The organism is Streptomyces sp. NPDC111516 (assembly GCF_055635345.1).
This window is the reverse complement of sequence record NZ_JBVKBV010000001.1, coordinates 231,930-253,729: the sequence shown is the minus strand read 5'-3', so window position 1 is coordinate 253,729 and position 21,800 is coordinate 231,930. Positions and strand designations below refer to the sequence as shown.

Annotated in this window: 19 protein-coding genes; 13 read left to right on the top strand and 6 right to left on the bottom strand. The window is 69.8% G+C overall.

Annotated features, from left to right (window positions below; translation table 11 throughout):
- Positions 1 to 40: 40 nt before the first annotated feature.
- Positions 41 to 964 carry a rhomboid family intramembrane serine protease gene (locus tag ACZ7L9_RS01200; RefSeq protein WP_471411385.1) on the bottom strand — a complete coding sequence of 308 codons (924 nt, stop codon included), beginning with the start codon at positions 962 to 964 and terminating at the stop codon, positions 41 to 43.
- A 146-nt stretch (positions 965 to 1,110) separates the two neighbouring features.
- Here ACZ7L9_RS01200 and ACZ7L9_RS01195 point away from each other — a divergent pair, with 146 nt between their 5' ends.
- The 6 genes from ACZ7L9_RS01195 to ACZ7L9_RS01170 all read left to right on the top strand — a co-directional run bounded on the left by ACZ7L9_RS01195 (position 1,111) and on the right by ACZ7L9_RS01170 (position 6,188).
- Positions 1,111 to 1,854 carry a vWA domain-containing protein gene (locus ACZ7L9_RS01195; RefSeq protein ID WP_471411383.1) on the top strand — a complete coding sequence of 248 codons (744 nt, stop codon included), beginning with the start codon at positions 1,111 to 1,113 and terminating at the stop codon, positions 1,852 to 1,854.
- On the top strand, positions 1,851 to 2,414 hold the full coding sequence (locus ACZ7L9_RS01190; protein ID WP_471411381.1) for a HutD/Ves family protein: 564 nt from the start codon (positions 1,851 to 1,853) through the stop codon (positions 2,412 to 2,414). The genes ACZ7L9_RS01195 and ACZ7L9_RS01190 overlap by 4 nt, the downstream gene beginning before the upstream one ends.
- Positions 2,415 to 2,491: 77 nt before the next feature.
- Positions 2,492 to 2,992, top strand: a complete 501-nt coding sequence (locus ACZ7L9_RS01185) for a pyridoxamine 5'-phosphate oxidase family protein (RefSeq protein WP_471411379.1) — start codon at positions 2,492 to 2,494, stop codon at positions 2,990 to 2,992.
- Between the two features lie 74 nt (positions 2,993 to 3,066).
- Positions 3,067 to 3,678, top strand: a complete 612-nt coding sequence (locus ACZ7L9_RS01180; protein ID WP_471411377.1) for a TetR/AcrR family transcriptional regulator — start codon at positions 3,067 to 3,069, stop codon at positions 3,676 to 3,678.
- Between the two features lie 480 nt (positions 3,679 to 4,158).
- Positions 4,159 to 4,362 carry a cold-shock protein gene (locus ACZ7L9_RS01175; RefSeq protein ID WP_003969786.1) on the top strand — a complete coding sequence of 68 codons (204 nt, stop codon included), beginning with the start codon at positions 4,159 to 4,161 and terminating at the stop codon, positions 4,360 to 4,362.
- A 188-nt stretch (positions 4,363 to 4,550) separates the two neighbouring features.
- The gene (locus ACZ7L9_RS01170; RefSeq protein ID WP_471411375.1) at positions 4,551 to 6,188 is read left to right on the top strand and encodes a DEAD/DEAH box helicase; all 1,638 of its coding nucleotides are present in this window, start codon (positions 4,551 to 4,553) and stop codon (positions 6,186 to 6,188) included.
- Positions 6,189 to 6,289: 101 nt separating this feature from the next.
- Here ACZ7L9_RS01170 and ACZ7L9_RS01165 read toward each other — a convergent pair whose 3' ends face one another.
- Positions 6,290 to 7,171, bottom strand: a complete 882-nt coding sequence (locus ACZ7L9_RS01165; protein ID WP_471412726.1) for a hypothetical protein — start codon at positions 7,169 to 7,171, stop codon at positions 6,290 to 6,292.
- A gap of 261 nt (positions 7,172 to 7,432) precedes the next feature.
- Positions 7,433 to 9,238, bottom strand: a complete 1,806-nt coding sequence (locus ACZ7L9_RS01160; protein ID WP_471411373.1) for a glycoside hydrolase family 35 protein — start codon at positions 9,236 to 9,238, stop codon at positions 7,433 to 7,435.
- A 208-nt stretch (positions 9,239 to 9,446) separates the two neighbouring features.
- On the opposite strand from ACZ7L9_RS01160, the gene ACZ7L9_RS01155 reads away from it, so the two are divergent.
- Both ACZ7L9_RS01155 and ACZ7L9_RS01150 read left to right on the top strand, forming a co-directional pair.
- Positions 9,447 to 10,340 (top strand): helix-turn-helix domain-containing protein, encoded by an 894-nt coding sequence (locus tag ACZ7L9_RS01155; protein WP_471411371.1) that lies wholly within the window; start codon positions 9,447 to 9,449, stop codon positions 10,338 to 10,340.
- Positions 10,341 to 10,380: 40 nt separating this feature from the next.
- The gene (locus ACZ7L9_RS01150) at positions 10,381 to 10,707 is read left to right on the top strand and encodes a chorismate mutase (RefSeq protein ID WP_471411370.1); all 327 of its coding nucleotides are present in this window, start codon (positions 10,381 to 10,383) and stop codon (positions 10,705 to 10,707) included.
- A gap of 107 nt (positions 10,708 to 10,814) precedes the next feature.
- Here ACZ7L9_RS01150 and ACZ7L9_RS01145 read toward each other — a convergent pair whose 3' ends face one another.
- Entirely contained in the window at positions 10,815 to 11,540 is a 726-nt protein-coding gene (locus ACZ7L9_RS01145; protein ID WP_471411368.1) for a hypothetical protein, read from the bottom strand.
- Positions 11,541 to 11,853: 313 nt separating this feature from the next.
- Here ACZ7L9_RS01145 and pepN point away from each other — a divergent pair, with 313 nt between their 5' ends.
- The 3 genes from pepN (at position 11,854) to ACZ7L9_RS01130 (ending at position 17,444) form a co-directional block, all read left to right on the top strand.
- Positions 11,854 to 14,358, top strand: a complete 2,505-nt coding sequence (pepN, locus tag ACZ7L9_RS01140; RefSeq protein WP_471411366.1) for an aminopeptidase N — start codon at positions 11,854 to 11,856, stop codon at positions 14,356 to 14,358.
- A 264-nt stretch (positions 14,359 to 14,622) separates the two neighbouring features.
- Positions 14,623 to 16,029 (top strand): pyridoxal phosphate-dependent decarboxylase family protein, encoded by a 1,407-nt coding sequence (locus tag ACZ7L9_RS01135; RefSeq protein ID WP_471411364.1) that lies wholly within the window; start codon positions 14,623 to 14,625, stop codon positions 16,027 to 16,029.
- The gene (locus ACZ7L9_RS01130) at positions 16,026 to 17,444 is read left to right on the top strand and encodes a lysine N(6)-hydroxylase/L-ornithine N(5)-oxygenase family protein (protein ID WP_471411363.1); all 1,419 of its coding nucleotides are present in this window, start codon (positions 16,026 to 16,028) and stop codon (positions 17,442 to 17,444) included. Before ACZ7L9_RS01135 ends, ACZ7L9_RS01130 begins: the two co-directional genes overlap by 4 nt.
- Before the next feature lie 312 nt (positions 17,445 to 17,756).
- Here ACZ7L9_RS01130 and ACZ7L9_RS01125 read toward each other — a convergent pair whose 3' ends face one another.
- The gene (locus tag ACZ7L9_RS01125) at positions 17,757 to 18,044 is read right to left on the bottom strand and encodes a hypothetical protein (RefSeq protein ID WP_471411361.1); all 288 of its coding nucleotides are present in this window, start codon (positions 18,042 to 18,044) and stop codon (positions 17,757 to 17,759) included.
- Between the two features lie 138 nt (positions 18,045 to 18,182).
- Between ACZ7L9_RS01125 and ACZ7L9_RS01120 the strand changes: the two genes are divergently transcribed.
- Positions 18,183 to 18,947 carry a GNAT family N-acetyltransferase gene (locus tag ACZ7L9_RS01120; RefSeq protein ID WP_471412724.1) on the top strand — a complete coding sequence of 255 codons (765 nt, stop codon included), beginning with the start codon at positions 18,183 to 18,185 and terminating at the stop codon, positions 18,945 to 18,947.
- 79 nt (positions 18,948 to 19,026) lie between these two features.
- Here the strand turns inward: ACZ7L9_RS01120 and ACZ7L9_RS01115 are convergent, their stop codons facing one another.
- Positions 19,027 to 20,838, bottom strand: a complete 1,812-nt coding sequence (locus ACZ7L9_RS01115) for a bifunctional metallophosphatase/5'-nucleotidase (RefSeq protein WP_471411359.1) — start codon at positions 20,836 to 20,838, stop codon at positions 19,027 to 19,029.
- A gap of 215 nt (positions 20,839 to 21,053) precedes the next feature.
- Here ACZ7L9_RS01115 and ACZ7L9_RS01110 point away from each other — a divergent pair, with 215 nt between their 5' ends.
- Positions 21,054 to 21,755: an SIMPL domain-containing protein gene (locus ACZ7L9_RS01110; RefSeq protein ID WP_471411357.1), complete on the top strand. Its 702-nt coding sequence runs from the start codon at positions 21,054 to 21,056 to the stop codon at positions 21,753 to 21,755.
- Positions 21,756 to 21,800 lie beyond the last annotated feature (45 nt).

Genomic DNA, 21,800 nt, shown 5'->3' with positions numbered 1-21,800 from the left:
TCGGCAGGCGCCGTGGCGCTTTTTGGAGCGGGCGGACCGCTCACCCCGTCAGCGCGGACGTCTTGAGCACCACCAGCAGCACCAGCACGGCGAGCAGCACCACACCCGAGGCCGCCTGGATCGCCGTACGCCGCTTCGCCGGGGCGTAGGCGTATGCGACCGTGACGACGGCGCCCGTCAGCAGCCCGCCCAAGTGGCCCTGCCACGAGGTGAATCCGGCCGAGACCAGCATCCAGATCAGGAACCCGGCCATGAACCGGTTCACCGCCTGCATGTCGCGGCCCAGGCGCCGGTTGATGACGTAGAACGCCGCGCCGAGACCGAAGATCGCACCCGAGGCGCCCACCGTGCTGTCGAACGGCGCGATCAGATACACCAGGACCGAACCGCCCAGCGCGGACAGCAGATACAGCGCGAGATAACGGGCCCGGCCGAGCTGTTCCTCGACGACGCGGCCCAGATTCCACAGCGTGTACATGTTGAAGAGGATGTGCAGTACCCCGAACGGCAGCGAGCCGAAGGACGATTCGTCCGGCGGGAGATGCAGGAAGGCCCCGGTCAGCAGCCGGTACCACTCGCCGCCCACCACACCGATCACATCGAAGCCGGGGAAGTCCCCGGCCGCGTACACGTACTGGGCGCCGTCCGGGCCGTTCAGACCCGCCCCGAGCATCGCGAACCGGTCGACGATCCCCGGACGGACCAGCTCGCCCAGATACGCCAGGATGTTGAGGCCCATCAGCACGTACGTGACGAGCGGCACCGCGCTCCTTGGCACCGCACCGCCGAACACCGTGCGCGCCTGCCGGACCGAGCGCTGCCCCTCCTTCACGCACTCCACGCAGTGGTGGCCTACGGCGGCCTCACGCATGCAGTCCGGGCAGATGAAGCGTTCGCAGCGCGTGCAGCTCACATACGTCTCGTACGACGGATGGCGATAACAGGTGGTGACCGCGGCCTCCACGGCAGGCTCCTTCATGGTGGGCAGACACGAGCGGCCGGTGGGGACGGCGGCGATCAAGATAGCGAACGCTGCCGGCCGGGACATATCCGGGTGCCTTACGCTCGGTGTTCTCAGTGTTCTGACACGTCGGGGATCGGAGAACGCGCATGACCGGCTCGTCCGCCACAGCAGGTCCGGCCGTCAGCCTCCGCAAGATCGAGGAGACCGCCCCCGCGCTGGTCAGCCTCTACAAGAGCGCGTCGGTGTCGTTGACGAAGTGCGGCATGAGCGGCGAACGGGCCGCGGTCTACCTGGTGCTCGACTACTCCGGCTCGATGAAGGAGTACTACAAGGACGGCAGCGTCCAGGCCCTGGCGGACCGGGTGCTTGGCCTCTCGGCGCATCTGGACGACGACGGCCGGGTACCCGTCGTCTTCTTCTCCACCGGCATCGACGCCGTCACCGACATCGCCCTGGACAACCACCGCGGCCGGGTGGAGGCGATCGTGGCGGGCCTCGGACACATGGGGAAGACCAGCTACCACCTGGCCATGGACGCGGTCATCGACCACTACCTCGACAGCGGCTCGACCGCCCCCGCACTCGTCGTCTTCCAGACCGACGGTGGCCCGGTCAGCAAGCACGCGGCGGAACGCTATCTGTGCAAGGCGGCCAAACTGCCGCTCTTCTGGCAGTTCGTCGGCTTCGGCAACAAGCGCAGTACGCAGTTCGACTTCCTGCACAAGCTCGACGAACTTGCCGTACCGGCCAAGCGCCCCGTCGACAATGCCGGCTTCTTCCACGCCGGATCCGACCCGTGCAAGGTCCCGGACGCCGAGCTGTACGACCGGCTGGTCGCCGAATTCCCGCAGTGGCTGGCCGCGGCCCGGGCGCAGGGGATCGTCAAGTGACGGCCCGGGTGCTGCGGGCGGCCGACCGGACGGCCACGCCCTGGAAGAACGGCGGAGGAGTCACCCGGGAGATCGCGGCGTACCCCGAGGGTGCGCCGCTGGACGCCTTCGACTGGCGGGTCAGCCTGGCCGACGTGTCCGCGGACGGGCCGTTCTCCTCGTTCCCCGGCGTCGACCGCACGCTGACCGTGGTCGAGGGTGCCGGGATGGACCTGATGGTGGGCGGCGAGCACCACATCGTCGACGAGCCGTACTGGCCGCACGACTTCCCCGGCGACCTGGAGACGTACGGCCGGCTGCTCGGCGGCCCGGTCGTGAACTTCAACGTGATGTACCGCAGGGAGCGTACGAGCGCGGAGGTCGCGGTGGTACGCGGCACCGTCCGGCTGTCGGTGCCGCCGGGCGGCGCGGTCCTGGCCGTCGCGCTGGAGGACGGTGCGGTGCTCGACGGCCGGGACGTCGAACTCGACCGCTACGACGCGTTGTTGGCGCAAGGGGAGTCGCCGGGAGTGCTCCGGACTCAAGGGTGGGCGCTGATGGTCACCCTGTCGAGAGGATGAGGCTTCGGGCGGACGAGCCGTCGGGCCGAGCGGAATTCCGGACAGGGGATGTCGGGATTCCAGGGTTCCATGGCCTCATGACATCGAGTTCCTGGAAAGAGTTCCAGTCCGCACAGCCGGCCTTCGCCGACACCGTCCAGGCCCGTTTCGGGCAGTACAAGCACCAGGTCCTGGCGACCCTGCGCAAGGACGGATCGCCGCGGGTGACCGGCCTGGAGGTGTACGTCCTCTTCGGTGAGCTGTGGCTCGGCATGATGCCGAACTCGCGCAAGGCGCTGGACCTGCTGCGCGATCCGCGGTTCGCGGTGCAGGCCAATCCGGGACCGGACGCCGAGATGCTCGACGGCGACGTCCGGGTCTCCGGCCGCGCGGTGGAGGAGACGGACCCCGGGATCCTGGCCCGCTTCACCGAGGAGGTGAAGCCGCCGGAGCCGTTCCACCTCTTCCGCGCGGAACTCCAGGAGGTGGTCCGTACGACGCTGGACTCCGATGAGCTGGTGGTCCAGGTATGGCGGCCCGGAAAGCCCCTGCGCACGATTCGCCGGACCGGGGACGACAGCGCCCCGTACGAAATCTGACCTCCGCCTCCTCGGGCGCCGGCCCGACCGGGCGGGTGTCCGAGGAGGTGTCCCGGCGGGCGGAGAATGGGCGAGTGCCTAACAAGAAGAAGCCCCAGGTGACCCCTGCGCCCGAGCGTCGCCGCGAACTGCTCGACACCGCCGCCGAGGTGTTCGCCGCGCAGGGATACAACGCCACCACCGTCCGCAAGATCGCGGACGCGGCCGGGATGCTCGCGGGCAGCCTCTACTACCACTTCGATTCCAAGGAATCGATGATCGACGAGATCCTCTCGACCTTCCTCGCCGAACTCTGGGAGGGGTACGACGCGGTGCTCGCCGCCGGACTCGGCCCCCGGGAGACCATCGAGGCGCTCGTCACCGAGTCCTTCCGGGAGATCGACCGGCACCGCGCCGCCGTCGCCATCTACCAGAAGGAGTCCAAGCACCTGGCCACCCAGCCGCGCTTCCAGTACCTCGCCGACTCCCAGCAGAAGTTCGAGAAGGCCTGGCTCGGCACGCTGGAACGCGGCGTCGCCGACCGGACCTTCCGCGCCGACCTCGACATTCGCCTGACCTACCGCTTCGTCCGCGACACCGTCTGGGTCGCGGCATCCTGGTACCGGCCCGGCGGACACCACAGCCCCGAGGAGATCGCCCGCCAGTACCTCTCGATGGTCCTGGACGGCATCGCCCTGGGCACCTGACCCACGAGAAGCAGCGGCAGCGGCACGCTCCCCGGACAAGGCCGACGTCAACCGTGACGCGATCGCTCCGGGTCACCCGCTCGGCGTAACCGGTACAGAAATGATGACGACGACGCCGTACGAGTCGGAGCCCGAACCGGCGGCCGCTCAGGCCTGCAGGCCGAGGTCGCCCAGCCGCTCCGGCACCTGCTGCGGGAAAGTTTTCGGCGGCGTGTCGAGCCCGCTCCCGGCCAGTTGCCCCATGGGTCCGGGCAAAAAATCTGCCGACCGGCGGCGCGGCGTGTTCCACCGCCGGCCGACAGATCGTGCTACGGTTGCCGTGTTGCAGTTTTGGTACCCATGAACATTATGTGCGCCTGACGGGAATGCTTCCTCAGGCGCATTATTGTTTTCCGGCTTTCTCCGGATGGGGCTCAATGCGGCGACTTGGAATTCGTAAAGTGCGGATTTCCGGCACTGCACCTCTTTTAGGAGAATGACATGGCTACTGGAACCGTGAAGTGGTTCAACTCGGAAAAGGGCTTCGGCTTCATCGAGCAGGACGGCGGCGGCGCCGACGTCTTCGCCCACTACTCCAACATCGCCACCTCGGGCTTCCGTGAGCTCCAGGAGGGCCAGAAGGTCTCCTTCGACGTCACGCAGGGCCAGAAGGGCCCGCAGGCGGAGAACATCGTCCCGGCCTAATTGCCGGACGCGTACCTCGCAGCCGGGGCCCGCACCGTGAAGGTGCGGGTCCCGGCTTGTGCTGTCCGCAGGGCAGGGCGAAGAAGCACCGCCCGTCCCGCGGAGGTCCCCAGCACTCCTCAGCAGTCCCAAGCAGTTCCCAGGAATCCCTAGGAATCCCCAGGAATCCCCCAGGAGGGCAATTCCGTATGACCCGCTCCGAACGCCAGGACCGACCCGCCCGCAACCGCCCGTCGAGGGGGCGCGGCACGGCCCTGGCAAAGGCAACCGCTAAGGGTTCCGGCAAGGGATCCGGCAAGGCGTCGCCCCGTCGCAGGGCCACGCCGCCGCAGGGCGAATTCGCCCTGCCCGAAACCATGACCCCCGCACTGCCCGCCGTCGAGGCGTTCGCCGAGCTGGACATGCCCGCAGCCCTGCTGAAGACCCTTGCCGCGCAGGGCGTCACCGATCCGTTCCCGATCCAGGGCGCCACCCTGCCGAACTCGCTCGCCGGCCGGGACATCCTCGGCCGCGGCCGTACCGGCTCCGGCAAGACCCTTGCCTTCGGCCTCGCGCTGCTGGCCCGTACCGGCGGGCGGCGCGCCGAGCCGCGCGCACCGCTCGCGCTCGTCCTCGTGCCGACCCGCGAGCTCGCCCAGCAGGTCACCGACGCGCTGACGCCGTACGCGACCTCGGTGAACCTGCGCCTGGCCACCGTCGTCGGCGGCATGTCGATCAGCAAGCAGTCCGGCACGCTGCGCCGCGGCGCCGAGGTGCTCGTCGCCACTCCCGGCCGGCTGAAGGACCTCATCGAGCGTGGCGACTGCCGCCTCGACCAGGTCGCCATCACCGTCCTCGACGAGGCCGACCAGATGGCCGACATGGGCTTCATGCCGCAGGTCGTCGCCCTGCTCAAGCAGGTCGAGCCGGACGGTCAGCGGATGCTGTTCTCCGCGACGCTCGACAAGAACATCGACCGCCTGGTCAAGATGTTCCTGACGGACCCCGTCGTGCACTCGGTCGACCCGTCCGCGGGCGCGGTCACCACCATGGAGCACCATGTGCTGCACGTGGCCGACGAGACCGACAAGAAGGCCGTCGCCACCCGGATCGCCGCCCGTGACGGCCGGGTGATCATGTTCGTGGACACCAAGCGCGGAGCCGACCGCTTCGCCAAGCGGCTGCTGGCCAGCGGTGTGCGCGCCGCCGCCCTGCACGGCGGGCGCTCGCAGCCGCAGCGCAACCGGACGCTGGACCAGTTCAAGAACGGCCAGGTCACCGCGCTCGTGGCGACGAACGTGGCGGCGCGTGGCATCCACGTCGACGACCTCGACCTGGTCGTGAACGTGGACCCGCCGACCGATCACAAGGACTACCTCCACCGCGGCGGGCGCACGGCGCGTGCCGGGGAGTCCGGCAGCGTCGTCACCCTGGTGCTGCCCGAGGAGAAGCGGGAGATGACCCGGCTGATGGCCGATGCGGGCATCGCCCCGCGGACCACCCGGATCAAGTCCAGCGACGAGGAGCTCACCCGGATCACCGGAGCCCGTGAGCCGTCCGGCGTCGCGATCGTCATCGAGGTCCCGCAGCCGACCCAGCCGAAGCCGCGTACCCGGTCGGGCGGGGCGGCGGCCGGAGGCTCCGGCTTCCGCTCGGGCAGCCGCGGCCGGGGCCGGCGCGGTGGTGCCGGCCAGAGCGGCGGCGCCGAGGGCCGGGGCGCCGGCGGTTCTTCCCGTGGCGGCGGTGCGGGTGCCGGTGGCCGTGGCGGCGGTGAGGCACGTGGTGCCGGGCGTTCCGGGGCCGGACGCGGTGGTGCGGCGGCAGGGCGTGGCCGCAGGGCCGCGTAGCGCCGCGGAACGCGTGCGGTGACCGGGCGGGCCGCGTCCGGTCACCGCTCCGTCCTCGGCCGCCGGACGGCCCGCTCCGGGGCGGAGCCCCCGGTTTTGCTTCAGGTGGTGCAGTCCAGGACCGTCCGGCACAGCCCGCACCGGGCCCGAACCCGGCCTCGCACCGGAACACGGATGCGCTGGTGGCAGGTGGGGCAGGCGAAGGAGACCCGCAGTCCTTGTGGGCCGTTCTCGAAGGCGTACCGGGCGTCGGCGCCCGGGGCCGCCCCCGCGGCCGGGTGGTCCTGGGCGTGCCGCCGGTCCTTGGCGTAGCGGTGACGGGCCGCCCAGCCCGCGGCCGTGAGGGGCGGCTGCCGGGTGTCGTGGAGGGCCTGAGCGCGGCCCTTCGTGTAGGCCGTGTACGCCTGCGGGCTCGTGAACCACGGGGAGGGGTCCTCGTCGAAGGCGAACGCCCGCTTGGCGAGGACGTATCCGAACTCCTCCGGGGTGAGATAGCCGAGTTTCTGGCTGGAGACGGCGTCCTCGCGGAACGCGTCCAGCAGCAGCCAGCCCGCGCCCAGGTACGTCGTCGCCGTATCGGTGAGGATCTCGTTGTCGCGCGTACCGGGGAACTCCAGGCCGAGGCGGTGCAGCAGCACGTGCATGACCTCGTGCGAGAGCGCGGCGCCGATGTCCCTGCGATGGGTGCGGAAGCGGTCGTTGAGTTCGATGAAGTACTCGGGCCCCGCGGCGAGTTCGACATCGGCGGCGTGTTCCATCGTCCGGAAGCCGACGATCATCCGCGCGTCCGGCAGATGCAGGTGCTGGACGATGGCGCGCGCCACCCGCTGGGCGCCGAGGTGCAGATCGTCCTGGTCGGAGAAGGCGGCGTCGGCGGGGGCCAGGCTCGTGGCGTAGCCGCGGACACCGTCGTACGACAGCCTCCGGTACAGCGCCGTGATCGCGGACCGGACGGTGTCGAGGTGGGGGAAGCCGTGGACCACCGGACCGCCGCCCCGGCCGTTGCCCTGACCGCTGTTCCGGCCGGCCCCCTGGTCGTTCCCCCGGCTGCTGTCCGTCACGACCCCACCCCCTCCGCGACGCTCGAACCGGCCTCCACTGTAGCCGGAACGGATGATCTTGGCCGAAAAGTGAAGCTTGTGGGCCGCGTGAGCGTCTCGACGTTCGCCGCCGCCATCGCCTCCGCGGCGGCGACGCTCTGACCCCGGTCCCGGGCCCGGCTCCTGTCACGGCCGGTGGCTGACTCACACCTGAACATCCCCGGGGGTGCCCGTCCGGACGGGCACCCCCGGGCCCAGCTCGGCATACGGTGCGCCCGCGTCCTCCAGTTCCAGCACCCACACCTCGTTGGCGCCCTCCCGCAGCACCGGCCCCGGCACGTACAGCGTCCGCTGCGGCCCCGCCGACCAGTAGCGCCCCAGGCAGAAACCGTTCACCCACACGAACCCCCGCGTCCAGCCGGGCAGTTCCAGCCCGGCATGCCCGGTGCCGCCCACCCCCGCGACCTCGAACTCCCCCCGGAACAGCCCCGTACGCCCGGCCCCCGCGACGCTCCCGAAAGCCACCCCGGCCAGCGCGTCCGGCTCCTCGAACGCCTCCAGCCGCAGCCCCCGGGCCCGTACACCGTGCAGGAACTGCCGTTCATGCAGCACCCCGCCCGTGATCCCCTTGGGCTCACCGAGCCGCGGCCCGTAGTTGACGCGGCCCAGGGACTCCACCCACAGTTCGACCTCCGCAGGCCCGGCCACCGGCTCGTCCAGGGTGCCGTTCTCGTCGCTCAGCACGCCCTCGCGGACACCGTCCACGTACACCACGGCCCGGTCCCGGAGCCCCGCCACACCCAGGGTGTACGGGCGGCGCGGACCCGGGACAGCGACCTGATAGCGCACCAGGCCCCGGTCGACCCCCAGCTCCTCGAAGGTCGGCGGAACGCCGGACGGCGTCGATTCCTCATCGCCCAGCGCCTCCAGTACGGCGGTCAGCGGAGCCCAGTTGGTCAGCTCCGCCCGTACCGGAGCGGCAAGGCCCGTGGGCTCGGGCGGAAGCTCCGGAAGCGGCCCGTCCGCGTACTCGGCGAGCACCTTGCGGAACCGCCGGAACTTCTCCGTGGGGCGGCCGTACTCGTCGATCGGCGCGTCGTAGTCGTACGACGTCACCGTCGGCAGAAAGTCCTGGTCCTGCAGCGGACCGGACCGGTTGGCACCCGCCCACCCGGCGAAATTCGTGCCCCCGTGCGCCATGTAGATGTTCACCGAGGCCCCGCACTCCAGGATCTCCCGCAGCGCGTCGGCGGCCCGCTCCGGGTCGTGTACGACCGGCTCGGCACCCCAGTGCTCGAACCACCCGCACCAGAACTCCATGCACATCAGCGGCCCCTTCGGCTGATGGCGGCGCAGCACCTCGAACGCCTCCCGCGCACCCGACCCGAAGTTCGCCGTGGCGAGCAGCCCCGGCACGGAACCGCCCGTGAGCATGTGGTCCTCCGGCCCGTCGGAGGTGAACAGCGGCACCGTGACCCCGAGCTCCCGCAGCATCCCGGCCACCCGCCGGAGATAGACCTGATCGGTGCCGTAGCTCCCGTACTCGTTCTCCGCCTGGACCATGATCACCGGGCCGCCGCGCCCGATCTGCCGCTGCACCACCTGCGGCAGCAGCGCCGTGAACCACCGCTCCACGGCACCCAGGTACTCCTCGTCACGGGTCCGCACCCGCCGCCCGAACCGCCCCGTCACCCAGGCCGGCAGACCACCGTTCTCCCATTCGGCACAGATGTACGGGCCCGGGCGGACGATCGCCCACAGCCCGGCCCGCTGGGCCGCGTCCAGGAACCGGCCCAGCGCCGCCACGTCCCGGAACCGGCCGGGCCGCGGCTCATGGAGATTCCACGGAACATACGTCTCGACGCAGTTGAGGCCCATGGCGCGCAGCATCGACAGCCGGTGGTCCCACTGCGCCTCGTGGACCCGGAAGTAGTGCAGGGCTCCCGAGAGCAGCCGTACGGGCTTCCCGTCGAGCCGGAAGTGGTCGTCCCCCACGGTGAAGTCAGCCATCGTGCTCGTACTCTCCTGTGCGTGCGGTCCCCCGGAGCCGCGCTGCCCCGGGTCGCACGACGGCACGCACCACGGAGCGGGCGAACCCGGGAGGAATGTTGCAACCAACCTTCGCCCCCTGGCGTGCGGCCGGTCCATGGACAAAGATCACTGCTGTTTGGACACAATTGTTCGGACCAACGCGATGAAAGGGGAGGACGGAAGGCCGATGTACCACACCTGGATGCGCTTCTTCACTCCCAGCCCGCTCCACCACCGGCTGGGCCTGGTCTGCCTGGGCGTGGGACTGCAACACGGCGCACTGCCGACGGTCGGTCCGCGCACCCTGGACCACCACGTGGCCGTCGTCATCAACTCCGGCAGCGGCTGGTTCAGTGGCACGGACGGCCGCCGGGTCCCCGTCGTCGCCCCCAGCCTGATCTGGCTGACCCCCGGTACCCCGCACCACTACGGCGCCGACCCCGGCACCGGCTGGGACGAGAGCTTCGTCGACTTCACCGGCCCCGCCACCGCCACGTACACCGAACTCGGCTACATCGAGCCCGACCGCCCGCTCGTCCCGCTCGCCGACACGGCGGGCCCCCGAGCCGCGGTGGGGCGGATGGTGCGGGCGGCCCGGCGCGGCAACCCGCTGCTGGAGGTGGAGACCGGCGCCGCCGTCCACGAACTCCTCGTCGCCCTGCGCCGGGCCCGCGCCGATGTCAGCCCGGACGGCGACCCGGTCCTCCAGGCCCTCGCCCGCGACGCCTTCCAGCCGCTGTCCGTCGCCGAGCACGCGGCCCGGCACGGCATGACACCCGCCGAACTGCGCACGGTGGTACGGCGGGGCGCGGGCTGCAGCCCGAAGGACTACCTCCTCGGCATCCGGCTCGGCCGCGCCAAGGAACTCCTCGCCGCCGGCGACCTGCCGGTCGCCGCGGTCGCCCGACGCGTCGGCTACGACGACCCGGCGTACTTCTCCCGCCTCTTCGCCCGCCGGGTCGGCACCGCCCCGGTCCGGTTCCGCGAACAGCAGGGCCGCAACGTCCCGGGCGGCTGGAGCGACCAGGTCCCGGACCCCGATCACCCACCGACGATCACCCCGCTGGGCCCGGCCCTCTGAGCGACCCGCTCCTCGCCGACAGGCCGTAAGCTCGGTGACCATGACCACGAGGGACATCGACGAGTCCGTGAGCGCGGAACTGAACCGGCTGCGCGAGAGCATCGACAACATCGACGCCGCCGTCGTCCATATGCTCGCCGAGCGCTTCAAGTGCACCCAGCAGGTCGGCCACCTCAAGGCCGCCCACCAGCTTCCTCCGGCCGACCCGGCCCGCGAGAGTCGGCAGATCGCCCGGCTGAGGCAGCTGGCGGAGAGCGCGCACCTGGACCCGGCCTTCGCGGAGAAGCTGCTGAACTTCATCGTGGCGGAGGTCATCCGCCACCACGAGCGGATCGCGGACGAATCGGCCTCGAACGGGGAGGCCTGAGCACCGGAGATCCGGCGGCCGTCGTGCTCCTCCTCTCGTCGGCCGAAGGCGCAGCGTCCAGGCGCCGCTCCTCGTCCGGTCGAGGACGCAACGTCCAGGCCCGTTTCTCATCCGGCCGAGGCCGGCCCGTCCGCCGAACGCGACGGAAGCGGGCCGGCCCGCCGGACCGACCGCCTGCGCCTCGACCACACCGCCCAGGCACTTACCAGCAACCCGATCCCCGTGGCCAGGACGACGAGCCCGGCCGAGGCCGACTCGTTGACATGATCACCGTTGCCCTCCGGCGCGGGCAGTCCGGCGGCCGCGTAATGGGGGAGGACCAGCAGGCCCGCCCCCACCAGGGCCGGCACCGCCCAGCCGATGCCCTCGCGGCGCGAGGACCGGAGGGACACCAGCGCACCCACGGTCAGCAGCACCGCACAGCCCAGCGCCGGCAGCACCGTGTACGTCAGCCACTCGGACAGCAACGGCCGCCAGTACCACTGCGATTCGGGCCTCGGCCCGTCGAAGTAGTACAGGGTTTGAGGCTGCGGCGCACCCAGGAAGTCCCGGAGCGTCCCCGGTACGAGCCCGCCCAGCAGGCCGCCGACGAAGACCGGGCCCGCGAAACGCGCCGCCCCGGTGTCCTGCCCTCGCCAAGCCGCCCGGGCGACCCGAAGACCCACGACGGCGCACCAACCGGCCAGCAGCCCCAGGAACACGCCCTTGACCGCCCCGTATCCGATCGGAATCCAGACGTTCCAGGGATAGTTCTGCGTGTGCGTGGCGCGCCAACTCCCCGCAAGACACCAGGCAACCGCCCCCGCCGCCAGACCCCACGGCGCGACCCCCACGACCCGTCGACGTCCCGCAGCACACGAGCGACCGACACCCGACCCCGACGCCCCCTTCACCGCATCGGACACCATCCGCCCCATTTATCCCGATACTCCCGTCCGGCGCCGGCCCGCAGCGCCTGTCGCAACCCGGGACGCGGCAGTCGTCCGTACGGTTGCGCAGGGCTCGACCGACCACCGCACAGGGGGGACAGGGCTCCATCGAGGCGAGTGGGGCCCGGGCCCCCCGCCCGACCCCGCCCACCAGGCTGCAATCAGCCATGGGAGAACCCGCCTGCGCCCCGCCCACCCCGTACGGCAGCATGGACGCATGTCCGTACTGACGCGCGACGAAGCGCAGACCCGAGCCCAGTTCCTCGACGTACACCGGTACCTGATCGACCTCGATCTGACCGGAGGGGAGGAAACCTTCGACTCCCGTACCGTCATCCGGTTCACCGCAGCCACGGCCGGAGACACGTTCGTCGAGCTCAAGCCGGCCACCCTGCGCTCGATCAGCCTCGACGGACAGCCCCTCGACCCCGCAGACCTCACCGAGAACCGCTTCCCGCTCACCGCACTCACCGCAGGCGCCCACGAACTGCGCATCGACGCCGCCATGCGCTACTCCCGCACCGGCGAAGGCATGCACCGCTTCACCGACCCGACCGACGGCGAAACGTACGTCTACACCCAGCTGTTCATGGAGGACGTCCAACGCGTCTTCGCCGCCTTCGACCAGCCCGACCTCAAGTCCGTCTTCGAGCTCACCGTCACCGCCCCCGACGGCTGGACCGTCCTCGGCAACGGCATCGCCGAGCACCGGGGCGACGGGCGCTGGACCCTGGCCGCGACCCCGCCGATCTCCACCTACCTCGTCGCCGTCGCCGCGGGCCCCTGGCACTCCGTGACCACCGAACACGCCGGACTGCCCTTCGGCGTCCACTGCCGCCGCTCGCTCGCCCCGTACCTCGACACGGACGCCGAGGAAATCCTCGACATCACCCGCGCCTGCTTCGACCGCTTCCACGAGAAGTTCGACGAGCCCTATCCCTTCGACTCCTACGACCAGGCCTTCGTACCCGAGTTCAACGCCGGCGCCATGGAGAACCCCGGACTCGTCACCTTCCGCGACGAGTTCATCTACCGCTCCGCCGTCACCGACACCGAACGCCAGACCCGCGGCATGGTCATCGCCCACGAAATGGCCCACATGTGGTTCGGCGACCTCGTCACCCTCGCCTGGTGGGACGACATCTGGCTCAACGAGTCCTTCGCCGAGTACATGGGCTACCAGACCCTCGCCGAAGCCACCCGCTTCACCGGCACCTGGGTCGACTTCGGCGTCGCCCGCAAGGGCTGGGGATACGACGCCGACCAGCGCCCCTCCACCCACCCCGTCGCCCCCGACCCGGCCGCCGTCCCCGACACCGCGTCCGCGATGCTCAACTTCGACGGCATCTCCTACGCCAAGGGCGCATCCGCCCTGCGCCAACTCGTCGCCTGGCTCGGCGAGAAGGACTTCCTGGCCGGCATCAACACCCACTTCGCCCGCCACAAGTTCGCCAACGCCACCCTCGCCGACTTCATCGACAACCTCGCATCGGCCACCGACCGCGACGTCCACGCCTGGGCCGACGCCTGGCTGCGCACCACCGGAGTCGACACCCTCACCCCCCGAATCGAGGAATCCGACGGTACGTGGTCCCTCACCGTCGACCACAACGGCAGCCGCCCCCACCGCATCGCCGTAGGCGCGTACGACCACACCCCCGACGCCCACCTCGGCCACGACCGCCTCGTCCCGCGCGACCGGTTCGAGATCGACGTCCCCCACAACGGCACGGCCCAGGCACTGTCCGGACGCCGCCCCGCCCTCGTCGTCATCAACGACGGCGACCTCAGCTACGCCAAGGTCCGCCTCGACCCCACATCCTGGGAAACCGCCGTACGCGACCTCTCCGGCATCCCCGACGCACTGACCCGCGCCGTCGTCTGGAACGCCGCCCGAGACATGGTCCGTGACGGCGAACTCGCCCCCACCACGTACCTCGAAGCGGCCCGCGCACACCTCCCGCACGAGACCGACCTCGCCCTCGCCCAGGGCGTACTCGCCTTCGCCGACATCCACATCGCCGACCACTACCTCACCCCCGAGCACCGACCCGCCGCCCTCGCCACCCTCACCGCACTGTGCCGAGACCTCATCCGCCGCACCGAGGACGGCCACAACCCCGGCCTCCGACTCATCGCCGTACGCCACCTCATCGACGCCGCCACCCAGCCCGACACCATCCAGGACTGGCTCACCAACGGCACCGTCCCCGGCGGACCCGAACTCGACCCCGAACTGCGCTGGCGCATCCTCACCCGCCTCGCCGTCCTCGGCGCCACCGACGAAACCACCATCGCCGCCGAACTCGAACACGACCCCAGCGCCACCGGACAGCAAGGCGCCGCCCGCTGCCGCGCCGCCCTCCCCACCCCCGAGGCCAAGGCCGCCGCCTGGCACTCCCTGTTCAACGACGACAGCCTCTCCAACTACCTCTTCACCGCCACCGCCCAGGGCTTCTGGCAGCCCGAACAGACCGACCTCGTACGGGACTACGTGCCCCGCTACTACCCCGAGGCCACCCGGCTCGCCGCCCGCCGCGGCCCCGCCATCGCCGAAGCCGCCGGCCGTTACGCATTCCCCGCGTACGCCGTCGACGAGGAAAGCCTCCACCTCGGCGAACAGGCCCTGAACCACAAGGACCTCATCCCGGCCCTCCGCCGCAAACTCACCGACCAGATCGACGACCTGCGCCGCACCCTCGCCGTACGCAACGCCCACTGATCCCACACGGTCCGCACCACCCGTGCCGGCCTCCCGGCCCGCACCACCCGTGCCCGACGCCACCCCACCACACGGGGAGGCGCCGGGCACACTCATATCCGGCGCCACACCCATACCACCAGAACCCCCGAAAACGGCCCCCGCCCTTCCCGCATCCCCCTTTCGAGTTCAGATCACCAAGCTCTCCGGCCGCGCCCCTGAAAATCCCGACAAGCTGGCATGTCCACCCATGCCCACCCGCGCGCACCCGAAGGGCCCACCGCCATGCCCACCCCACCACTCGCCGGCTCCACCACCGGCCCCGCCGCCCTGCGCCCCCTCATCGACACCGTCCTCACCGCACTCCACGACGGCGCCCACCGACGCGACGGCCCCCTCCCCGCAGGCGGACCCGACGCCGTCACCCCCCGCACGCGCACCACCACCCACCCCGTCATCCCCGACCACGGCACCGACCCCCACGACGCCCTGCGCACCCTCGTCACCGCCCTCGCCGAAGGCGCCGCAGACCCCGCACACCCGCTCTGCGCCGCCCACCTCCACACCCCGCCCCTCGCCCTCGCCACCGCCGCCGACCTCGCCGCCTCCGCCCTCAACCCCTCCATGGACTCCTGGGACCAGGCCCCCGCCGCCTCCGCCCTGGAAGCCGACACCACCGCCGCACTCGCCACCGAGATCTACCCCCACCACCCCTCACCCGACGCACTCGTCACCACCGGCGGCACCGAAGCCAACCAACTCGCCCTGCTCCTCGCCCGCGAACGCAACGGCCCCGTCCAGACCATCCGCGCCGCCAACGCCCACCACAGCATCACCCGCGCCACCTGGCTCCTCGGACTCCCCACACCCGTCACCATCCCTGCCCCCACCGGCGTCATGGACCTCGCCGCACTCGACGAAGCCCTCACCGAACACCACCGCCCCCACCGTGCCCTCTTCGTAATCGCCACCGCAGGCACCACCGACACCGGCCGGATCGACCCCCTCGCCGACATCGCCGACCTCTGCACCACCCACGGCGCCGAACTCCACATCGACGCCGCCTACGGCGGACCCCTCCTCTTCAGCCCCACCCACCGAGGCAAGGTCCACGGCCTGGACCGCGCCCACAGCGTCACCCTCGACCTGCACAAACTCGGCTGGCAACCCGCCTCCGCAGGCATCCTCGCCGTCCCCGACCACACCTACCTCGACGCACTCCACCACCGCGCCTCCTACCTCAACGCCGACGACGACACCGAAGCCGGCCTCCCCGACCTCCTCGGCCGCTCCCTGCGCACCACCCGCCGCCCCGACGCCCTCAAGATCGCCGTCACCCTCAAAGCCCTCGGCCGCACCGGCCTCGCCGACCTCATCGACCGCACCATCGCCACCGCCCACCACCTCGCCGACCTCATCGCCAACACCCCCACCCTCGACCTCTACGACCGCCCCACCATCAGCACCGTCCTCTTCCGCCCCACCGACGCCGACGACCACACCGTCGCCACCATCCGCCGCACCCTTCTCACCCGCGGCCACGCCGTACTCGGCCGCGCCCACACCGACAACCGCCTCTGGCTCAAAGCCACCCTCCTCAACCCCCACACCACCCCCGACGACCTCCGCACACTCCTCGACCTCGTCAACCAACTCACCAACGACCTCGCGGAAGGCAACACCCCCCGATGACCGACCTGCCCACCCCCGAAACCAACCAGCCACACGACCTCATCGGCATCGGCATCGGCCCCTTCAACCTCTCCCTCGCCGCCCTCGCCCACGGCATCCCCGGCAACCCCCACCCACTCACCGCCACCTTCTACGAACAACGCCCAGCCTTCCACTGGCACCCCGGCCTCCTCATCGACGGAGCCAGCCTCCAAGTCCCCTTCCTCGCCGACCTCGTCACCCTCGCCGACCCCACGAGCCCCTGGACCTTCCTCAACTACCTGCGCACCCGCGACCGGCTCTTCCCCTTCTACTTCGCCGAACGCTTCCACATCCAACGCGCCGAATACGACGCCTACTGCCGCTGGGTCAGCGACCACCTCCCCGGGCTCCATTTCAGCCACCAGGTCGACGCCGTCCGCTGGAACAACGAACGAGGCCTCTTCGAAGTCGACTTCACCCAACTCGACACCGACGGCGAAGCCGAAGCACTCGGCCGCTCCCACACCCGCCACATCGCCCTCGGAATCGGCACCGAACCACACATCCCCGCCCCCCTCAAACCCCTCGCCGAAGCCGAAGCCGTCCCCGTCATCCACTCCGCCGACTACCTCCACCACCGCGAAACACTCCTCGCCGCCGAACACATCACCGTCATCGGCTCCGGACAATCAGGCGCCGAAATCTTCCTCGACCTCCTGCGCGCCCGCCCCGCAGGCCACGAAAAACTCCACTGGCTCGCCCGCACCCAGGCCTTCGCCCCCATGGAGTACTCCAAACTCGGCCTCGAACACTTCACCCCCGACTACAGCCGCTACTTCCACGCCCTCCCCGAATCCGTACGCGACGAACTCGTCCCCCACCAATGGCAACTCCACAAAGGCATCGACGCCGACACCATCGCCGCCATCCACGACGAGCTCTACCGCCGCACCCTCCACGGCGGCTGGCCCGACACCACCCTCACCCCCGGCGTCTCCGTACGCACCGCAGGACGCGTCGCCAACACCCGCATCGAACTCCACCTCGAACACACCCAGCAGAACACCCGCTCCCAACTCACCACCGACGCCGTCGTCCTCGCCACCGGCTACCGCGAACGCCCCCTCGACCGCATCCTCACCGGGCTCGCCCCCCACATGCACCGCGACACCTCCGCACGCCCCCGCATCGACGACCGGTTCCGCCTCGTCCTAGACCCCACCGTCACCGGCCACGTCTACGTACAGAACGCCGAACGCCACACCCACGGCGTCGGCGCCCCCGACCTCGGACTCGCCGCCTGGCGCAGCGCCACCATCCTCAACGACCTGACCGGCACCAACGCCTACCCCCTCCCCGCACGCACCGCCTTCACCACCTTCGGCCTCACCCCCAAAACCCCCACCGTCCCCACCCAGAACCCCGACCTCATCCCCCTCGCCCAAAGCAACTGACCCCCGGCACACAGACAACAGGCGGCCGCCCCCTCCACAAGGAAAGGACGGCCGCCGACCCAACGAGCAACCGCCTGGGCGCGTATCGAGTCGTGATCAATGGGCGGTCCGGATCAGGTCCTTGAGCCGGATCACCGACGCGCGCAGGTGAAGGCCCGCGAGGTAGCCCGATGGACAGGTTTACGGCCCGATGAACTCCAGCTCAGGATCCGTCAGTCGCACCCGCGTCAGGTAAGAAGATCTACCCTCCCAGGCCGCGCCGCGAGGGCAAAGTCCGGGACTGCCACCGTCCGCCTTCGAGTCGAACCAAGCTCAGCCGAGACCACGATGGGCGGCCCACAACGCCCCGGCACGGCCGGCAGCGCCGGCGATCAGGGCCGCCAGCTCGGGTTTGTCGGGGACAGGGAACGAGACGTATGCCCCCCGACCACCACCGACCGGTCGGCCATAGGCCTTTGCGGCGAGGTGACCGTCCGGGAGAAGCCGGACGTTGAGTGTGGTCAGTGTGAACGATTCACCGCGCCGAATGTCCGTCCAGCGGAGCGCCTGCGGGATCGTGACATTGATCGCCAGAGCACTCACTTCCAGGTCGCTGCTCATGGATGGATGATCTCACGTGAGTGGCCGCAGGCGGCCGCCACCGAGCGATCCAAAATCACGTGCAACCTGCGCCCAGTCATGCTGGGATCATTCGTTATGAATGTCCATTTTCTCAATGACGCCGACTTGACGGACAGGATGGAGCAGAATCTGGCAGAACATGCCTGTCACCTGCATCGGAGCATGAGCCGTGCGACCGTTACAGAGACTGATGACCTCCTGGTCGCCGACAGCGGCCTGGACGACGACACTTTCAACATCGTCGCCGCAGCCCGCTTCACCGTCACCACCGCTACGGCACGTATCACCGAGACCGCCCAGACACTGGCTCGCACCGGCCGCCGCTTCTCCTGGTGGGTGGGGCCCGCCTCGAGGCCACCGGACCTCACCGCCCGCCTGACGGCGGCTGGTCTGCCAGCATCCGAACGCGAGACGGCGATGTGGGCCGAGCTGGACGACACCCTGCCGCTGCCCGCCGCCCCAGGACTGGACATCCAGACGGTGGCCACGCCCGAACAGCTCGCCGACTACGCCGCAGTTCTCGCCGCGAACTGGACCCCGCCCGCCGACACCGTCCGCCGCTTCTTCACCCAGGCCGCCCCGCAGGCCCTCGCCGCGCACTGTCCGGCCCGTTACCTGGTCGGCTACGTAGACGGCCGTCCGGTCTGCTCGGCCGAAGTGTTTCATCACGCGAGGGTTGCCGGGATCTACAACATCTGCACTCTGGCCGCCCACCGCCGACGCGGCTACGGCGGTGCCATCACACTCGCCGCACTCCACACGGCCCGCGACCGCAACCACCACATCGCGGTCCTGCAGGCGTCCACCGACGGCGAGCCCGTCTACCGCCGCCTGGGATTCCGCTCCTGCGGCCAGTTCACCGAACACACCATCAACCCCTGAACACGTCCTCTCATCCGCACGCACGCGATCGGGCCGGGTGCCGGGTCGGCCCGGCCCGATGCGGGGCACACAGATCGTCCTAGAACACCGGCGTACCGTCCCGCGTCAGACGCCAGTCCACCGAAGCGAACTGCGCACCATCCACCGAACCCTTCGCCTGCACCCAGCCGATGATCGTGTTACGGATCTCCTCCGAGTTCGCCCACAACTGCTTCGCACCCGCGACATGCGGGAAATTGCCACCGCCGCTCGCCCGGTAGTTGTTCACCGCCAGCACGAACTGCGCCGCCGGATCGATCGGCTTCCCCTCGAACGCCAGACCAACGATCCGCGAACCATTCGGCTTCGCGATGTCGATCTCGTACGTCAGACCCGACACCGCGTCATAGTTGTAGTCGGGAGTGTTGTCCGCGTTCGTCAGCTTCGCCGTGTCCACCGGAGCACCGGCCGCCGTCTGCACGTAGTACCGGGCCGAGAACTCCAGATAATCCTTGATCTGCGCACCCGTCAGCAACCGGGCCTCAAGGGTGTTCTCGAACGGATACAGCCCCGCCGCGTCCTTGATCGTCACCTTCCCGGCCGGGATCTGCGCCGTACGCGAGAAACAGGACGCCTGCGACAGAACCGGGAGCGCCGCGTACGCACCACCCGCCAGCGCCGCCTTCACCGTATCCGCCTGGACGACATTGATCAGATCGATGATCGGCTCGTCCTTCCACGCCGCCTCCGCCGTCGTCATCGCCGCCGTCGACGTGCCGATGACCTGATTGACATACGCCACGACCTTCTTGTGCTCGTCCACGAGCAACCCCGTGATCTCCGGGTCCTCATCCACGGTGTTGGAGTTCAACACCTGCGAACCCGCCTTCTCCACCACCCAGCGACCCTTCTCCCACACCAGATCGAAGTCGAACAGCGTCAACCGCTGCCCCCACTTCAACGGCTCCGAGAGCACCACCTTCTTACCCGTCTGCTTGTTCTCCACGAAGTACTCGGGGATCTCCAGATGCGCGTGCCCGACCAGAATCGCGTCAATACCCGGCACCTGCTCGGCCACCAGACCCGCCGCGTTCTCGACATACGGGACCTGATCACCGTACGACGACGTACCACTCGTGCCCGAGTGCGCCGAGACGATCACGACATCCGCACCCATCGAACGCAGCCGCGGCACGAACTTCGCCGCCTGCTCCTCCAGCCCCGGGAACACCATCTTCCCGCTGACGTTCGCCTTGTCCCAGATGGCGATGCCCGGGTTGGTCAGCCCCAGGATCGCCACCTTCACATCCCGACCGTGCGGGGTACGCAGCTTCTTGATGACGTACGGGGCGAAGGCCGGCTGCAACGTCTTCGCATCCAGCGCGTTCGCACCCAACAGCGGGAAATCGCACTGCTCCTCGAACTTCCGCAGCACCGGAATGCCGTAATTGAACTCGTGATTGCCGAGCGCCGCCGCGTCGTATCCGATCGCGTTCATCGCCTGCGCCATCGGGTGCACCGGCCCGCGCTTCGCCGTGATCGGATCGACCTTCGCGTAGTAGTACGACAACTGGGTGCCCTGGATCGTGTCACCTGCATCGATCAACAGGGTGTTGTGACGGCCCTTCTCCCGGCGCACCTGGTCCACCAAGGTCGAGATCTTCGCCAGACCGACGTCGTTGTGGGCCTTGTCATCGAACTCCTGGTCGGTGAAGTAGTCCCAGTTGAAGACGTTCCCGTGCAGATCGGTGGTGCCCATCACCGTGAACGAGTACCGCTTCGACGCACGCTCCTGGCCCTGCCCGTCGCCACCACCCTGGGCGGCCGCGGGAACGGCCGAGCCACCCGCGATCGCCACGCCGGCACCGGCGGCCGCCGATGTGCCCAGGAACGTCCTACGGTTCAGCGGCATTTCGTCTCCCACATCTCAGATCTCGTACAGCTCAGTTCTGGTACAGCTCAGCTCTGGCACAGCTCGGTTCTGGTACAGCTCAGCGCTCGTACAGCTCAGTTCTCGCAGCACACAACGCGCGTAGATAATGACCCAGGAGCCACACCCGGCAACACCCCTTGCAGGTTTCGATCTGATGACCACCAGCTGTCGCACCCGGATGCGACAGTGGACCCATGACCGACACCCCACCGCCCTACGGCACCCCCGACCACCCCCGCGTCGCCGTCCGAGGCGAAGCCCGCCTCGAAGTCGACCCCGAGACCGCCCACATCGGCATCACCGTCAGCGCCCGTGGAAAAGACCGCCGCGCCGCCCTCGAAGACCTCACCCGACGCAACACGCAAGTTCTCGAATTCGCACGTTCCTACGGACAAGCGGTCGAAAAACTCGAAACCGGCGCATTCTCCATCACCCCCGAACTCACCCAACGCGGCCGCGACGAAAAAATCCGCGCCTACCACGGCCGCGTCCACGTCACCGCCGTCCTCAACGACTTCACCGCACTCGGCGAATTCACCACCCGCGTCGCCGATCTCGACATGACCCGCATCGACGGCCCCTGGTGGGGACTGCGCCCCGACTCACCCGCCCACGCGAACGCCCGCCGCCAAGCCGTACACGAAGCCGTCCAACGAGCCCGCGAATACGCCGACGCCCTCGGCGCGCACCTCACCGCCCTGGTCGAACTCGCCGACCTCGGCGCGGAGAACGCCATCGCCGCAGCCCCCATGCCCGCCGCCCCCGGCGGCATCCGCGCCCGCGCCGCCTACGGCGCAGCGGCCGAACCCGCCCCCGCCCTCGACCTCGAACCACAACGCCAGACCGTCTACGCCCAGGTGAACGCCCGCTTCACCATGTCACCGCCAAAACTATAAAGAGAATGCTCATCCGAGCACCCCGGCGCACAATTCAACACTTGT